This window comes from Acinetobacter indicus CIP 110367, assembly GCF_000488255.1.
GTDB classification, from domain to species: Bacteria; Pseudomonadota; Gammaproteobacteria; order Pseudomonadales; family Moraxellaceae; genus Acinetobacter; species Acinetobacter indicus.
On record NZ_KI530754.1, the window covers coordinates 242,347 to 257,606 of the forward strand.

Annotated in this window: 17 protein-coding genes and 1 tRNA gene; 4 read left to right on the plus strand and 14 right to left on the minus strand. The window is 42.5% G+C overall.

Annotated elements, in window-relative coordinates; all coding sequences use genetic code 11:
• Positions 1–69 precede the first annotated feature (69 nt).
• Positions 70–771, plus strand: coding sequence for a VIT1/CCC1 transporter family protein (locus P253_RS05880; RefSeq protein ID WP_016659131.1), 702 nt, complete (start codon positions 70–72; stop codon positions 769–771).
• 47 nt (positions 772–818) lie between these two features.
• Here the strand turns inward: P253_RS05880 and P253_RS05885 are convergent, their stop codons facing one another.
• The 3 genes from P253_RS05885 to P253_RS05895 all read right to left on the minus strand — a co-directional run bounded on the left by P253_RS05885 (position 819) and on the right by P253_RS05895 (position 3,438).
• Positions 819–1,337, minus strand: a complete 519-nt coding sequence (locus P253_RS05885) for a hypothetical protein (protein WP_016659132.1) — start codon at positions 1,335–1,337, stop codon at positions 819–821.
• A gap of 62 nt (positions 1,338–1,399) precedes the next feature.
• Positions 1,400–2,179 (minus strand): TIGR03915 family putative DNA repair protein, encoded by a 780-nt coding sequence (locus P253_RS05890; RefSeq protein ID WP_005178860.1) that lies wholly within the window; start codon positions 2,177–2,179, stop codon positions 1,400–1,402.
• Positions 2,179–3,438: a putative DNA modification/repair radical SAM protein gene (locus tag P253_RS05895; RefSeq protein WP_005178869.1), complete on the minus strand. Its 1,260-nt coding sequence runs from the start codon at positions 3,436–3,438 to the stop codon at positions 2,179–2,181. The genes P253_RS05890 and P253_RS05895 overlap by 1 nt, the downstream gene beginning before the upstream one ends.
• A 209-nt stretch (positions 3,439–3,647) precedes the next feature.
• Here P253_RS05895 and P253_RS05900 point away from each other — a divergent pair, with 209 nt between their 5' ends.
• The gene (locus P253_RS05900) at positions 3,648–4,691 is read left to right on the plus strand and encodes an NAD(P)H-dependent flavin oxidoreductase (RefSeq protein WP_016659133.1); all 1,044 of its coding nucleotides are present in this window, start codon (positions 3,648–3,650) and stop codon (positions 4,689–4,691) included.
• A gap of 70 nt (positions 4,692–4,761) precedes the next feature.
• On the opposite strand, the gene P253_RS05905 is transcribed toward P253_RS05900, so the two are convergent.
• From P253_RS05905 to P253_RS05925, 5 genes are all read right to left on the minus strand, one after another.
• On the minus strand, positions 4,762–5,352 hold the full coding sequence (locus tag P253_RS05905) for a hypothetical protein (RefSeq protein WP_005178874.1): 591 nt from the start codon (positions 5,350–5,352) through the stop codon (positions 4,762–4,764).
• A 237-nt stretch (positions 5,353–5,589) separates the two neighbouring features.
• Complete coding sequence (gene dusB, locus P253_RS05910; RefSeq protein WP_255209520.1) at positions 5,590–6,609, minus strand: tRNA dihydrouridine synthase DusB; 1,020 nt, start codon at positions 6,607–6,609, stop codon at positions 5,590–5,592.
• Positions 6,610–6,838: 229 nt separating this feature from the next.
• On the minus strand, positions 6,839–7,048 hold the full coding sequence (locus P253_RS05915; protein ID WP_005178879.1) for a cold-shock protein: 210 nt from the start codon (positions 7,046–7,048) through the stop codon (positions 6,839–6,841).
• A 200-nt stretch (positions 7,049–7,248) separates the two neighbouring features.
• Complete coding sequence (locus P253_RS05920) at positions 7,249–7,470, minus strand: hypothetical protein (protein ID WP_005178882.1); 222 nt, start codon at positions 7,468–7,470, stop codon at positions 7,249–7,251.
• 175 nt (positions 7,471–7,645) lie between these two features.
• A tRNA-Met gene (locus P253_RS05925) sits at positions 7,646–7,722 on the minus strand.
• Between the two features lie 441 nt (positions 7,723–8,163).
• Between P253_RS05925 and P253_RS05930 the strand changes: the two genes are divergently transcribed.
• Both P253_RS05930 and P253_RS05935 read left to right on the plus strand, forming a co-directional pair.
• On the plus strand, positions 8,164–9,369 hold the full coding sequence (locus P253_RS05930; RefSeq protein WP_016659135.1) for a DUF1615 domain-containing protein: 1,206 nt from the start codon (positions 8,164–8,166) through the stop codon (positions 9,367–9,369).
• Complete coding sequence (locus P253_RS05935) at positions 9,336–10,010, plus strand: HAD-IB family hydrolase (protein ID WP_016659136.1); 675 nt, start codon at positions 9,336–9,338, stop codon at positions 10,008–10,010. Before P253_RS05930 ends, P253_RS05935 begins: the two co-directional genes overlap by 34 nt.
• A gap of 68 nt (positions 10,011–10,078) precedes the next feature.
• On the opposite strand, the gene P253_RS05940 is transcribed toward P253_RS05935, so the two are convergent.
• The 6 genes from P253_RS05940 to P253_RS05965 form a co-directional block, all read right to left on the minus strand.
• On the minus strand, positions 10,079–11,236 hold the full coding sequence (locus P253_RS05940; RefSeq protein ID WP_016659137.1) for a pilus assembly PilX family protein: 1,158 nt from the start codon (positions 11,234–11,236) through the stop codon (positions 10,079–10,081).
• Positions 11,237–11,253: 17 nt separating this feature from the next.
• Entirely contained in the window at positions 11,254–12,378 is a 1,125-nt protein-coding gene (locus P253_RS05945) for a PilW family protein (protein ID WP_016659138.1), read from the minus strand.
• A gap of 20 nt (positions 12,379–12,398) precedes the next feature.
• Positions 12,399–12,848, minus strand: a complete 450-nt coding sequence (locus tag P253_RS05950; RefSeq protein WP_016659139.1) for a type IV pilus modification PilV family protein — start codon at positions 12,846–12,848, stop codon at positions 12,399–12,401.
• A complete protein-coding gene (locus P253_RS05955) occupies positions 12,845–13,342 on the minus strand; it encodes a GspH/FimT family pseudopilin (protein WP_016659140.1) in 498 nt (165 codons plus the stop codon). Before P253_RS05955 ends, P253_RS05950 begins: the two co-directional genes overlap by 4 nt.
• Positions 13,339–13,767, minus strand: coding sequence for a type IV pilin protein (locus tag P253_RS05960; RefSeq protein ID WP_016659141.1), 429 nt, complete (start codon positions 13,765–13,767; stop codon positions 13,339–13,341). The genes P253_RS05955 and P253_RS05960 overlap by 4 nt, the downstream gene beginning before the upstream one ends.
• Before the next feature lie 388 nt (positions 13,768–14,155).
• A complete protein-coding gene (locus P253_RS05965) occupies positions 14,156–15,250 on the minus strand; it encodes a fatty acid desaturase family protein (protein WP_016659142.1) in 1,095 nt (364 codons plus the stop codon).
• Positions 15,251–15,260 lie beyond the last annotated feature (10 nt).

Consider the following 15,260-nt stretch of genomic DNA (forward strand, 5'->3'; position numbering starts at 1 on the left):
CCCCAAAAGTTGGGGCTTTTTGCATCTCTGGGTTAAGATAGCCGCATACAATAAGAAATCAGGCAGGCTATGAGTTATTCACATCATCATGAAAAACATTATATTTTAAGAACGGGCTGGTTACGTGCTGCGGTGTTGGGGGCCAATGATGGGATTATCTCAGTGACCAGTCTGGTGATCGGGATGGCGGCCAGTGGTGCTTCCAACCAGACCCTGCTGATTACCTGTATTGCCGGCCTGATTTCAGGCGCTAGTTCCATGGCTGCCGGCGAATATATTTCGGTCAAATCCCAGGAAGATATCGAGCAGGCTGATCTGCACATGGAATCCAGAGAACTGCGTAAAAACCCCGATCTGGAACTAAAAGAACTGACCCATATTTATACCTTGCGCGGCCTGACGCCTGAGCTAGCGCATAAAGTGGCGGTACAGCTGACCGCCAAAGATGCCCTAGCCGCCCACGCCCGCGATGAAATCGGCATTCATGAAAATACTACCGCCAATGCGGTACAGGCGGCGGCATCCTCGGCGATTGCATTTTCTTTAGGGGCGCTGTTGCCTTTACTGACCATTGTCTTTAGTCCGGTGGAATATCTGGACCGAAGCATTGTGATTGTAGGTGTCTTATCGCTGGCCTTACTCGGTGCCCTGTCCAGCTATTTTGCCGGCACCTCCATGCTCAGAGGCAGCTTGCGGGTCACGGTCTGGGGCGTGGTGGCCATGCTATTCGCACACTGGATTGGCTCGTTGTTCCATGTCACACCTTTATAAAAAAACCGCCCAGCAAATCGGGCGGTTTTTTTTCCTTAGGGCTGTGTTTACTGTAAAGCCGCTTTCAGGTTACAGCCATAATTCATGGTTTGCTGCACCTGACGATAGCTGGTATAGCGGTTTAAAATAAAATTATAAAAATTGTCGGCATTGGCAAAATTCTGCTTTAAATTTTCCTGTTGAGCCTGGGGCAGCTGGATCTGATCAAGCAGTTCCAGATTATAATGTCCGAGACGATACATCTCGGCAAAATAGCCATTCATCATATCGCAATAGCCGGCTTTGGTCGGCTTTAAGGCGGTACTGCTGACCAGATGCTGGTTCAAGGTCATCAGATTATCGGCATCTAAAGGAAACTGCTGGGCAAAGGCAATACTTTCCAGCTGCTTAAACTGCTGAAAATCGGCTTCCAGTTGACGGTTTAAGGCACTAAAGCGCTGCTGTAGCTGCTCTGCACTGGCCACCTGGTACTGTTCAGGCTGGACCTGTACCTGCTCTGCCTCATGTGGTCCACATGCTGTCAAACCTGTTATTGTGAGCAAAACAGCCCCTACATACCCCTTCATGCCTTTACCTTTTCCACGATACAACCCGGGCATTATACTGATGAAACCGGCCGGGATGAAAGTTAGAGCGACTTTTCATTCATATAGCGCCAGTAACGTTTCGGTACATACTGAATATGCAGCTTCATGTTCTGCCGTGCCTGAATATTGACGCTGTGAAAATAATCTTTCCACAGCTGATCATATAAAAATTCTTCAGCATCCAGCTCGATACTAAAGGCCTGACTGTGGCCACTGCCCAGCTGGAGATCCAGCTGCCGGGCATTCATCTGAACCTGATGCACATCATCCAGATCATAATAAATGCCGTAATCACGCTGTTCGTCATAAATCAGCCAGCGCTGATCTTGGTAACGCGCCTTAAAATGCCGCTCGATCAGCGGTAATACATTAAAATCTGGCCGCACCAGACTTAAGAACAGACCATCCTGACATTTTTTAAAGCGTACAAAAGCTTCCATGCGATGTTTTTCCCGGCCCACCTGCTTGGCCCACTGTGCCATGCCCAACACCGCCGGATGGCCATAATTACCATCCACCGCATGGCCGTGTTGAAAAACATAAATGCAAAAATCAAACAGATGCTGAAAGGCCTGTTCCTGCTCCGACAAAAAGCACAGATAAAACTGACGCAAGCTGCCGGGCTGGATTTTCTGTTTCAAGCCCTGCCAGACCCGCTGTCCCTGCACATCCTGTGAAGACACGACAATAAACTCATCAAACAGGCCATGCTGGGACTGCGGATTGGCGGTAATGTGTACATCAAACTCTTGAAAGCGAAATGCCCGAAACACACAGCAAAGCAAGCCGGTGAGCGTGCCATCAAAGCAGTAGGTGGCCATTAAAAAGCAAAGCCCAGTTGTGGCGAGAGCTGCTGCTGATATTTGGATTGCCCCGACTGTAAAATCTGCTGGCGAATCTGCTGCGCTGGCGGCTCTTTTTTAAATTTCGGGCTGTCGGCACAGCGAATAAAATGCTGGGCACGGTTATAGGCCACGCCCATGCGTTTTAGCTGATCTATATGAATGTGCCCAAACCGGCGCGCCTGCACAATTTTCTGCGCCGAACGCACGCCTATACCCGGCACCCGTAAAATCAACTGGTAGTCGGCACGGTTGATATCTACCGGAAAAGCCTCTGGATGACGCAGTGCCCAGCCCAATTTCGGGTCGACATCCAGGTCTAAATTGGGATGTTGATCATCCACCAGTTCATGCGCAGCAAAACCATAAAAACGCATTAACCAGTCACTTTGATAGAGCCGGTTTTCACGCAGCAACGGCGGCGCTGAACCGACAGCGGGCAAGGCCTTTTCCTGTGTATTAATTGGAATATAACCAGAAAAATAAACCCGTTTTAGCTTGAATTCTTTGTAGTGCCGATCGGCCATCATAATAATGTCTTGGTCGGTTTCATTATGTGCACCCACTACCATCTGCGTGGTTTGTCCGGCCGGAACAAACTTCGGTACCGATTTGATGATTTTCGATTCATCTTTCAGTTGAATCAGGCGATCGCGGACAATACCCAAATCCTTCTGCACTTCGGCATGACTTTTTTCCGGGGCAAACTGCTGTAGTCCAGCTTCGGTCGGCATTTCCAGATTAATACTCATCCGGTCAACATATAAACCGGCTTCGGTAATAATTTCCTGAGATGCGCCCGGGATGGTTTTTAAATGAATATATCCATTAAAGTTTTCTTCCAGCCGCAGCTTTTTCACCACCTGTAGCATTCGTTCCATGGTGTAATCGGCCGATTTAAAAATACCGGAACTTAAAAACAGCCCTTCAATATAATTGCGCCGGTAAAAATTTATGGTCAGATCGACCACTTCCTGTACGGTAAAGGCTGCGCGTTTCACATCATTGGAACGCCGCGACACGCAATAGGCACAGTCATAAATGCAAACATTGGAGAACAGGATTTTAAGCAGCGAAACACAGCGCCCATCTTCGGTATAGCTGTGACAGATGCCATTACCGGTATTGCCCAGCCCTTGGTCTTTATTTTTGCGCCGACTGCCACTCGATGAGCAGGACACATCATATTTGGCAGCATCGGCTAAAATTTGCAGTTTTTCACGGATACGTTCAGACATGCGTTTCAGCAGAAATCAGGAGATAAGCTGATTATAAAAAAGCGAAAATGTTGCGCCTAGCAAGCCGATGCGTTAGCACGACCCAGCTTGTCGCAACGAATGTAACTGCTGTGTAAAAACCGGCAGATTATTTAAAAAATAAATAATGATTATGATTTGCTAATTTTGTTCAGCTTGGGCAAAGTGTAGGAAGAATAAGGAGAAATCGCATGTCTATATTGGAACAGCTCGGCATTAAACATCCTATTTTTTTAGCGCCGATGGCCGGTGTTTCGACACCTGAACTGGCTGCCGAAGTTTCCAACCAGGGCGGCTTGGGTTCACTGGGTTTAGGGGCCAGTTCAGTGGCGTCTGCCCGAGAACAGATTTTAAAAACCCAGGACCTGACCGACTGCCCTTTTCAGGTCAATTTCTTCTGTCATCAACCCGAGCCGCTGGATGAAGCTGCTGCTCAGGTCTGGCTGGATTATTTAAGTCCGCATTTTGTCCATTATGGCGTAGCGCTGCCGACCCAGCTCAAAAATCTGTATCCGAGTTTTTTAAGCAATGATGATTATCTGAATCTGGTGCTGGAAACCCGTCCTCAGGCGGTGAGTTTTCATTTTGGTATTCCGCACGCGCATCAGATTCAGGCGCTAAAACAGGCCGGGATTATCACCATGGTCTCTGCCACCAATCTGGCCGAAGCACAAGCCATTGAAGCGGCGGGTATTGATATTATTATTGCCCAAGGCGTAGAGGCTGGCGGTCATCGTGGCCTGTTTAATGCCGCTATTGATGGCGGTATCCGCACGGTAGATTTAGTGACTTTACTGACCCAGCACTGTCAGATTCCGGTGGTTGCAGCTGGTGGAATTATGAATGGTCAACATGCACAACGTGTCATGAACCTTGGCGCAGTCGCGGTACAGCTCGGGACCGCCTTTGTGCAATGTAAATCTTCCAATGCCAATGAGGCGTATCGCAAGGCTTTATTTAGCCAGAGCTGTACCCAAATTACCGATTCAATTTCCGGCCGTCCGGCACGTGGTCTGGTCAATCAGTGGCACCGTCTGGTGGATACGCCAAACCGTCCGCCGGTACCGACCTATCCCTATACCTATGATATTGGCAAGCAGTTACATGCCGCAGCTAGCCAGCAAGGTGAACAGGGATTTGGTGCATTCTGGGCCGGTGCCAATGTCGGTCTGATTCGTGACATGGAAGCCGGTGATTTAATTAATCAACTGGTGCTGGAAATGACCAGTCACTAAGCGCGAACAATAAACAAAAAACATCTCCGCGGAGATGTTTTTTTATTGGCCTGATAGTGTCTTGAATACTTTAACGGGTCACACGTTGCCAGGCATCTTTAGCTGCAAATTTAGCTTCTTCCCAGTTTAGACGGGAATCGCCTTTCATCTGTTCCCATTTGGTACGCAGTTCTGGCTCGGCCCGGTCAAAATCGACATTTTGTTCATATAAAGGACGGTTTTCATAGCCCAGACGATAGGCGCCGCGATAATCACGATCATAGTCGACATCGGCATAGACACTGCGGGTTTCATTATAATATGGACGGTTCTGGTACTGATCACGCCAGTACACATCTTCTGCAGTCGGATCAATCGCATCGGCAATTTCATTACCGGCCAATCCACCGACCACACCACCGGCAATACCGCCCACTACGGCACCGACCGGTCCAGCTGCAGCACCGACGGCCGCACCGGTTGCCGCACCCCCTAATACACCGACACTAGTACCCACAGGATGATCGCCTGCTTCATTCATATCCGGGACACGATTGGTGTCCAAATCAGGACGTGCGTTGACATCGGTCGGGTCGACATTTAAACCCTGGCTTCGTTCTTGTGGTAATTCTGTTGAGGTCTTATGGCTAAATTCAGTCACAGGACGATTAGTATTGGTCATGTTGAAACTCCCTGGATCATTGTTATTAACAAGACTGGAATATCATCTTGCCAAGTGAAGACTTACCAAGTGAAGACTTACCTAGCATAGAGCAAGCCAAGCCCTGCAATGTCCAAGTCCTGTCCGTGTTCAGTGAGCGTATGTTGCCCTGTGTTCAGGTCTGTAGAGATTGTAAACGGATAAAATCGGGGATAAAAAATGGCGCTCTGAAGCGCCATAATTATGATAGATATTTAATCATTTGGTTTCTAACAGATTCACCTGCTCAACCTGCACATCACTCATGATGTTGCCATGTTCTAACAGTTGATTAAAATAGTTTTCCACCACCTGATACTGCTCGGCCGTGCTTTCCACACGGTACATATTCTGGCGGAATTCATTGCTAGAACGCAGTCCTTTGGTGTACCAGGCAATATGTTTACGTGAAATACGGCAGCCTGAATATTCTCCATAAAAGCTATAAAGTTCAGATAAATGCCCAAGCAATACCTGTTTGACTTCTTCAATACTCGGTGCAGCCAAATGTTCACCGGTCGTCAGATAATGGGCAATTTCACGGAAAATCCAGGGACGGCCTTGTGCCGCACGGCCAATCATAATCGCATCTGCACCGGTATAATCCAGCACCATTTTAGCTTTTTCCGGACTGTCGATGTCGCCATTGGCAATGAGGGGAATATTCAGCTCGGCCTTAACCTGCTTGATTAACTCATAACGCGCCGTGTTCAGGTACATATCTTCACGGGTACGGCCATGCAGGGCCAGTGCGGCAATACCGGCCTGCTCTGCACGCCTGGCCACACGCAGAATATTTTCCTGACCGTTTAAAAAACCGAGTCGGGTTTTTAAGGTCACCGGCACATCGACTGCTTCTACGACTGCATCTAAAATCCGGGCGACCAGATCTTCATCTTGCAACAACGCCGAACCAGCCAGCTTGTTACATACTTTTTTGGCAGGACAGCCCATATTGATATCAACAATCTGTGCGCCATTCGCCACCTGATAGCGCGCGGCTTCGGCTAGGTCAGCCGGATCGGAGCCGGCAATTTGTGCAGAAATCGGGGCGATTTCGCCATCAAAATTGGCCCGATACAGACTTTTTTTGCTCATGCGCAAAGTCTTGTCCGAGGTCATCATTTCACTGACTGCATGGCCTGCGCCAAAATATTTGCACAGCGTTCTAAACGGCCGATCCGTGACGCCTGCCATTGGTGCCACCCACAGCTTTCGCTCAATAGGACGATCAAACAGTTCTTGAATGACAGGATGTGAACTCAATGTGGGAACCTCGGGAAACAGAAAATGCGCAGCTTATCCTGACCTGGGAGAAAACTGGATACGGCGCTGAAAACCGGGCTAGTTTAAAGCCTTCTGACTAAAATTTCTATGCATCTGTACCGACCACAGCACATCTGTTTTTAGCAGATGCTAAAAAACAAAAGCCCATCAGAAGATGAGCTTTTTGCAGCGAAACCGGCAATTAGATTGCAGTAATACCGCTGGCCTGGTCGCCTTTTTTACCCGCTACGATGGTAAATTCAACGCGCTGGCCTTCATGTAAAGTTTTGAAGCCCTGGTTGGTAATTTCGCTGTAATGAGCAAAAACGTCCTGACCTGAATCTGCCTGAATAAAACCAAAACCTTTAGTTTCATTAAACCATTTCACAGTACCAGTAACTGTATTTGACATAAGATAATCCTGTATTAAAAAACTTTTAAATTGGTCATAGATAAACCAATAATTAACTGGAAAATGACTTTGAAACTAAAAATCTGATACTACGAAGGATATTAAAAAACGACGGAGGGAAAAGATTTGCTGAAACAATAGTAATTCTTCTAGTTAACGACCACTATACAGACTTCTGTTCTGAATGCAATAAAAATAAATTAATTCAATTTATATAACTGATTTAAAGCAATATAAAAACTTTTACCATCCAGGTTAAATTCTACCTGCTGTCCGGACTGAAGCTCAATCATTTTACCGACTTCCACCCAGATAAAACCCTGGCTCGAGCGCTGCTTCTTTTTCAGCGGCATTACTTTTACAAAAATTTCCTGACCATTGACTGCAGTGGCCAACTGCCAATTTTCTACATTATTCAACATAACTGACTCATTATATGAGCTTAGGTGATCATTTAAGAAAGCTGTTCAATTTTATTAAAATTTCATCTTTCAAAAATCGGATAAAAACACAATCAAATTTGATTATTTTAAACTTTTCACTGTCCCAATTCTCACAATTATGGACAAATATTCAATCACTATAAGCATTAAAAGTTGGATGCGGGGGCCGGATTTGAACCAACGACCTTCGGGTTATGAGCCCGACGAGCTACCAGACTGCTCCACCCCGCAAAGGAGAGTTAGCTTTATACGCTCTATATTTGCTAAACACAAGGTTTATTTAAAATACACACTAAAATAACCACGGTTCTACGCTAAAATAATTCCCTTTATTTTGATTAGAAAATTTTGCAATCATTAAAAAATAACAGATAATATTTTAAAAAATAATTCAGATGATTTTATCCAGCATCTCCCTTATTTATTTAAATATTTTCTTAAAATAACAGAAGATCATCAAGTTAAAATCAGCGCTTTATTTTGAAATAGAATTCAGTATCTAATTCCACACTTATTCACTTTTTTGAGCTACTCAATTCTCTGGCATCTTGCAGATAAAAATTGACAGTGCAACGTAGGCCGTATACATATATATTCACACCTGTATAGCCGAATTTCTGTATACTTCATCTGCCCTGTAGGCTGACCCGTCTGGACCGAGTTTTCCTGTTTATGAAACACACCTTCCTGTCATCTGTAATCAAACCTTTAAGCCTGATTGCGTTATCTTTAAGTTTAGCTGCCTGTGGCGACAGCGCCTGGTGGAATAAAGGCGATGAGCCAAGTCTAGATGCAGATCAGATCAAACGACTAATTCCTTCCCGCGTGAAAGATCGTGATTCATGGGCCAAAGATATTTACGATATTAGTGAACAATTGGGCATTCCGCAGACCAAGGAAAATATGTGTACCATTGTCGCCGTGGTCGATCAGGAATCCAACTTTGTTGCCGATCCACAGGTTTATGGTTTAGGTGAAAAAGCAGTTAAAGAAGTCCAGGAACGCTTAGACGAGAAGTTTAAAGATAAACTCGGTGAAGCCATTGGTGGCACCATTGCCGGCTATTTTCAGGATGTACTGAAAAACCATCCAAGCCCGGAAGATAACTATTTAAGCCAGATGCGCCGGGTCAAAACCGAACGGGAACTGGATGAACTTTATCGTGAAATTTTTGACTATATGGCCAAGCATTATCATGTGTCGGCCCTGACCGGCGCCGCCAAGCTGTTTGGTCAAAATATCGGAGAAAAGCTGAATCCGATTACCACTTTAGGTTCGATGCAGGTGCATATCAGTTATGCCAAGGAACATAAACGCCAAGGCGGCAATATTGCAGAATTACGTACCGATTTATACAGCCAATATGGTGGCCTGTATTATGGTATTCACCGTCTGATGATGTATCCGGCCGACTATGATAAACCGCTATATCGCTTTGCCGATTATAACTCGGGTATGTATTCCAGCCGTAATGCCGCTTTTCAGAGCATGCTCAATGATTTAACCGAAGCCGAATTATCTCTAGATGGTGATTTACTGCTCTATAGCAAAGATGGCGGTGTTCGCAGTGCCAAGAGTCAATCCGAACGTGAGTTAATCAGTGTTTTTGCCAAAAATAATTTTATTATCACTGAACGTCAGATCCGGGCTGATTTAAAGAAAGAAAAAGACAAAGACTTTGAAGATACCGCCTCGTATCGCGCCTTATTAAAACTGTATCAGGAACAAACTGGCAAAGCACCACTTTATGCGATGATGCCAGAGGTGGTGATTTCCGGGCCAAAACTCAGCCGTGATTATAATACCAACTGGTTTGCTACTCGGGTCAACGGGCGATATACCACATGCATGCAAAAAGCCAAAAATATAAAAATCTAGCCTTATTCGATTTTGATGGCACCCTGTATCCACATGATAGTTTTACCGGGTTCATTTTTTATGCCTTGAGAAAACGGCATATTGTAAAACGCGGCCTGCAAATTTTGCCGTGGATTCAGGCGTATTATTTAAAGCTCTATCCAGCCCATCGCATGCGCCCAAAACTCTATGCCAGCATGTTTAAAAATAGTGATGCAGAGGAAATTCTGCAATTGGCTCAGGAGTATGCTGTAACCTTGATAGCTAAACTTGATCCTGCTTTATTCAATCAATTCAAACAACATCAACAACTTGGCCATGATGTCGTTCTTGTTTCTGCATCTGTAGATTTATATTTAAAACCAGTCTGTCGCTATTTAAATATTGATTTAATCTGTAGCAAAGTAGAAATCAAAGCTGGGAAAATGACCGGATTCTATCAAACCGCAGACTGTAGTAATGAGCAAAAGAAAATCAGGATTTTAGAGAAATATAATCTGGACGATTATGCTGAAATTTATGCTTATGGTAATAGTGATGAAGATGAGGAAATGCTGAGTTTGGCCACTTATTCATATATGGTAGGTACTGATCAGGTATTACCTAAAATTATTGATTGTAGAAAATTCAGGCAATTACACAATTTAATTTACAGTCTCTAGTACGCACAAATTAAAGCCTCAAAAAATTTTAATAATATTGAGGCTTACGATAATTCCCATTTAACTTACTATATTACATCTTTCCATGAAAGAATTTTAGCACTCGTTGGTTCGGTATCCGTGAATTCGGTATTTGAATTATTTCCAAAATATTTACTATTATACTGAATAATAAAATTACCACCGCCGTTAATAATAGAAGATTGTGTTCCAAATTGAAATTTAGGCGTTTCAGTATTTCCTACATTTTGAATATTACCAGCAAAAATAGCCCCATCAATATTCATTCCTCCAGAACCATTTACATCAAATTTCTCACCTAAGGCTAAAATGATACCTTGGAATTTTTTATTACATTTATTGAAAGCGTTACCACTAATAGTTAAGTTTTTATACGCAATGATTATGCCTGAACATGGTAATTTCCCCGCATAATCTTCTCTATAAACCGTTGCATCTTTCAAAGATGCCAATTGATCAGCAAGGTTCTTTACCTTTTCAGCATTGCCCCAATCTTTTAGATCCGCAACTGATACACATGGCGTTGAACAGTCTGTGCCTGAGTAATTATCTTCGTTTTTCTTTTTTATATCTGCAGTTATTTTATCTCGTGCATTAGCATTTCCTGTAGCAACTGCTATTTTATCACCACCGTTAATTGAAGCACCTGAACTAGGAGCGGTAAATCCGTTTAAAACTCCTGCATATGTTAATGCTGCTGGTAACTCTGGCAATGAAAAAGGCTTACCGCCGTCCAACGTCGCCAACTCGATTTTATAAATGCTTTCTCCCAAAATTGCTGAACTGTTGCCGTTATCTTTAACGAGATTCCCTGTTATGTATACGGTAACCGTTTTATTGACATTATCCCAGCAAGGATTTGCATCACATGGATTTTCATAATCAGGATCAATCCAATAATATCCATTGTCCCCAAAATTAGCTTCCAATTTACCAGTATTACTGTTAGGTAGATAAACATTTATCCAGGCGTTCTTATCCTCGTCTTCTGTAGGCCAGCCATGATCTTTTAAGCGCTTTTCAAACCAGCTTAAAAAAGCTGTTGCTCCCTGTTCAGCAGTATTTGTCGTGATGGTTTTATTATAAATATTTGCGGTCATTTTATCCTGCATAATGGTACTTCGCATAGCATATAACCCCAAGATCGCTGCAACGAGAAGCAGAACCACTGTAAAGACCAATACAAAACCTTGCTGTTTTTTCATAAAAATAATCTCTATTTCTACTCTTTTGACATAAAGTTAAGTTTTTTAATGCTGCAAGAGTTACAGCTACTTGTTGGGGCTATTTCTACATGAAATTTAGTATTCTTCGGGCTTGGTGCTTTAAAAGATAGAATTGTAGTTTTACTAGTTGCAACCTCTGGTAGTATTACACTAGTTATTATCTTATCATCTATACTCCAAGAAATTTTCCAACTACTTAAATCTCTTTTATTCTCATTTAAGTAAATTTTAATATCGGTATCTAAATTAATATTTTGATTTCCATTCGTTGAAAATTCAGATAATAATTTTTCATGCTCACTTCCAAGCTGAATTGTAAGTAAAGATAAAACGTCTGTAAGATTTGATACACTCGTTGGATTATCTGTTACATTCTTATCTTTTACTTCCTTTTCCTCTGCCTCTTCTATTGCCTTAAGTTCTTCTTCAGCTTTTTTGTCTGCTTTTGCTTCTTCCTCTAGCAGTTTTTTCAATTCTTCTTCAGTTAATTGAGACTCACCACCACTAGATAAGTTAGCTGTACTACTTTTCTGATGAGATGTTGCAATAAATTCAAGTGCAGGTTGCTTGGCTAAACCATCCTGTACAATACTGATTTTTGTTTGAACACTGGTAATATCATTCCATACATATTCCACAACTGTATCGACACTAGCGTCACTCTTAAAATAAGGCGTATAGGTCACAACACCCGATTTCTGAATACCGTAAGAAAAATTCAAATTACCTATATTTTTAGCCAACACATAGGATTTATCTGGGTCATTATTCCGGATACAAAGCAACTGATTATTTTCTAACTTAAGCTTATTGGTCACTGACACACCAGATACCCCCAAACAATCTCTTTGACTACTGTCAAAATTAATTACCAACTCATTATTCGAAGCAGGGACTGAAAAAGAATTTGCTTGACGGATCAAACGGGTAATGGTCGTGGTGGCGAAACGGAATTCTTCCTGGGTACGGTCCAATCTTCCTTTTTCCAGCAGCATTTTCTGATTGCCAAACAAAATTGCCATGGCTCCACCAGTCACAACTAACCCAACTGTCAGACCAATCATTAATTCAACTAATGTCACACCGGCCTGAGTATGCTTGAGAGAAGACATTTTTTTCATTGATCAAATCCGAATAATGATTAGGTGGCACATGCTGGAAGTGTAAAATTATAAGTAAAACTTTGTTGGGTGACTGCAGTGCCAGCAGCAGCTTTATCATTAACCCATGAAATTTCGATTGTATATTGTCGTTGATTGGCTGCTGGATCAGGAGTAATCTCTCCTTTCCAATCTTGTAAAAGCTGATTCAAGGCGATTTGATCAGTTTCTGCCATTCCATCTTGTTCAAAATCCCAACGCTCGGTCCAATCAGTCTCAATCTTTGATGAAAGAGAACACCTATTTGCCCACATACTATCAATAAAATCATTTGCCTGAATATTAGCAATTGTTCTTTGCATCGCTAATTGACTTTGCTGTACAGACTTAATATGTAAAATCCCAAGGCCTAATATTGCTCCGGCTGTCAAAAACATAGCAATAAGTGCTTCTAATAAAGTAAAACCCTGCTGAGCATTGAAATTTTTCATGGGCACGTACTTCCTTTGATTCTTTCAGCTCGACCGGAAATAGGAATACAAACAGAATATGTATCTTGGCCTGTCATGGTCACTTCAACTCGATGAATTCCCGACGTTGCTCCAATACTATTGAATACAACCTGACTATCCGTATTATTTGGGCCAGTAATTATCAGATTTGGATCATCAAATTTTAGAACTGAATAAATAGCAGAAGCATCCGGATTAGTAATTTTCATCACCAAGCCAACACTCCATTGAGTTTTATTCGTATTAACACAAGCTGAACCACTCGAACTGGCACAAACCGTTACTGGACGCCCGGTACGAATCGCCTCACTGCGTGCTTGCTGCATAAAGTCAACAATCGCACTAGAAGTTGTTTTTACTTTACTTGATTTGATCAAGTTCACCATAGATGGTGCTGCAATCATAGCCAAAATAGCCAGTACAGCTACCGTGACAATCAACTCAAATAAGGTAAAGCCTTTATTGGGTTTCATTTCCAGCAACCACTTGTATTCGGAGTTTTTACCCCCTGTTCATTTAAAGTTAATGTTCCACATTGACTATCTTTTTGTTTAGAGGTGGGTGTTGCTGTAATGGTGAAATTTTGCCCTGATGTCGTAGCATCATCAAAATCAAAGGTGTAATAATCACTCACATTTGAAGGTGACATCAGACTGCTAGGGATGTTCGCTTTAGCAGGATAACTAAAACTGGCATTATATTGGCTCTCCATATACTGAGCCAAATTCAGCATAGCTGCCTGAGCATCTGTGCGGTGTGCTCTTACAACATAATTACTATAATTAGGGAGAACAATCGCTGCAAGAATCGCAATAATTGCGACAGTTATCATTAATTCAATAAGCGTAAATCCCGGTTGAACATGAGCCGATATACTTTTGAAATGAGTGCTATGCATATTTATAGATCAACCACCCTTGGTATTTATTACATAAAATAACATACCAATGTTTATTTTTTACTCTCAAAAGTGCTTAATAAAGTATATTAAATATAATTGTAATTTAATCTAAAAAACCAGCACCCGCTCCCCAAAAATCTTTATATTTAGTAAATATTTTTATATTTCAAAAACTTATATTGATATTTATTCTCATTACTATATGTAAATATTCACATATGATACATATAATCATTTAGTAGATGATTTAAATGAAAAATCTTATAAATTAACCTTATAGCAATGGCAAAATATTACATTTTGAGTTTGTGTTCTTGTGATAAATAAACACAAATCAAAAAAAGTGATGCTAATGCATCACTTTTTTTTGATCATTAATAAAAAATTACTTCTTAAACGGAAATGCATATTTCACAATACGTTTAATCACGCTGCCATACTGTTTGACCAGACTGGCATTGTTATAGTTTAAGCCGTATTTCTCACAAACTGCCTGAACTTTTGGTGCCATCTGGCGATAACGACGTGCAGGTACATCAGGATACAGATGATGTTCAATCTGGTGACTTAAATGACCCGTCAAGATATGAAACGCTTCAGAACCAGTCAGGTTGGATGAACCACGGATCTGACGCATATACCAGTGACCACGACTTTCATTTTGCAGTACCGATTTCGGAAACACCTCAACATCTTTGGTGAAGTGACCACAGAAAATAATACTGAAGGTCCAGATGTTACGAATCCCGTTGGCCACCAGGTTGCCAGTGAATACCGGTAACGCAGCAGGACCAGCAATCAGCGGGAAGAACACATAGTCTTTAAACAGCTGTTTAGAGATTTTGCTCTGTAAAGGTTTCCACTCTTCTTTCAGCTCAGCCTTGGTTTTACGGCCCATCCACACTTTACCAAGTTCCAGGTTTTGAATCGCAACACCCCACTGGAACAGTAAACAGAATGGAATACTGTAAATCGGTTGTAGCAGATGACCCGGTTTCCAGCGTTGTTCTGGAAACAGACGTACCAGACCATAGCCGATATCATCATCCATACCTTTAATATTGGTATAGGTATGATGCTTGTAGTTGTGGGTTTGACGCCAGTTTTCAGAGGTACCGACAATATCCCACTCATAGGTCTGACCGTTGAATTTTGGATCGTTCATCCAGTCATATTGACCGTGCATGACGTTATGACCAAGTTCCATATTTTCCATGATTTTGGCAAAGCCGAGCAGACCAGTACCCAAAATCCAGGCTGGCGGGAACCAGCCAGCAAACAGGCAGGCACGACCCGCAATAGAAGCATAACGGATGGTTGAGTATACACGGCGGATGTATTTGGCATCTTTTTCGCCTAAATCATCCAGCACTTCCTGCTTGATGGCGTCTAATTCACGCGCCAATTCATCCAGTTCTAATTGGGTTAATTCGCGGTTTTTAGGATTTTTAAAATATTCAAATTTGACTGGCATATTCATAGTGAGTGTA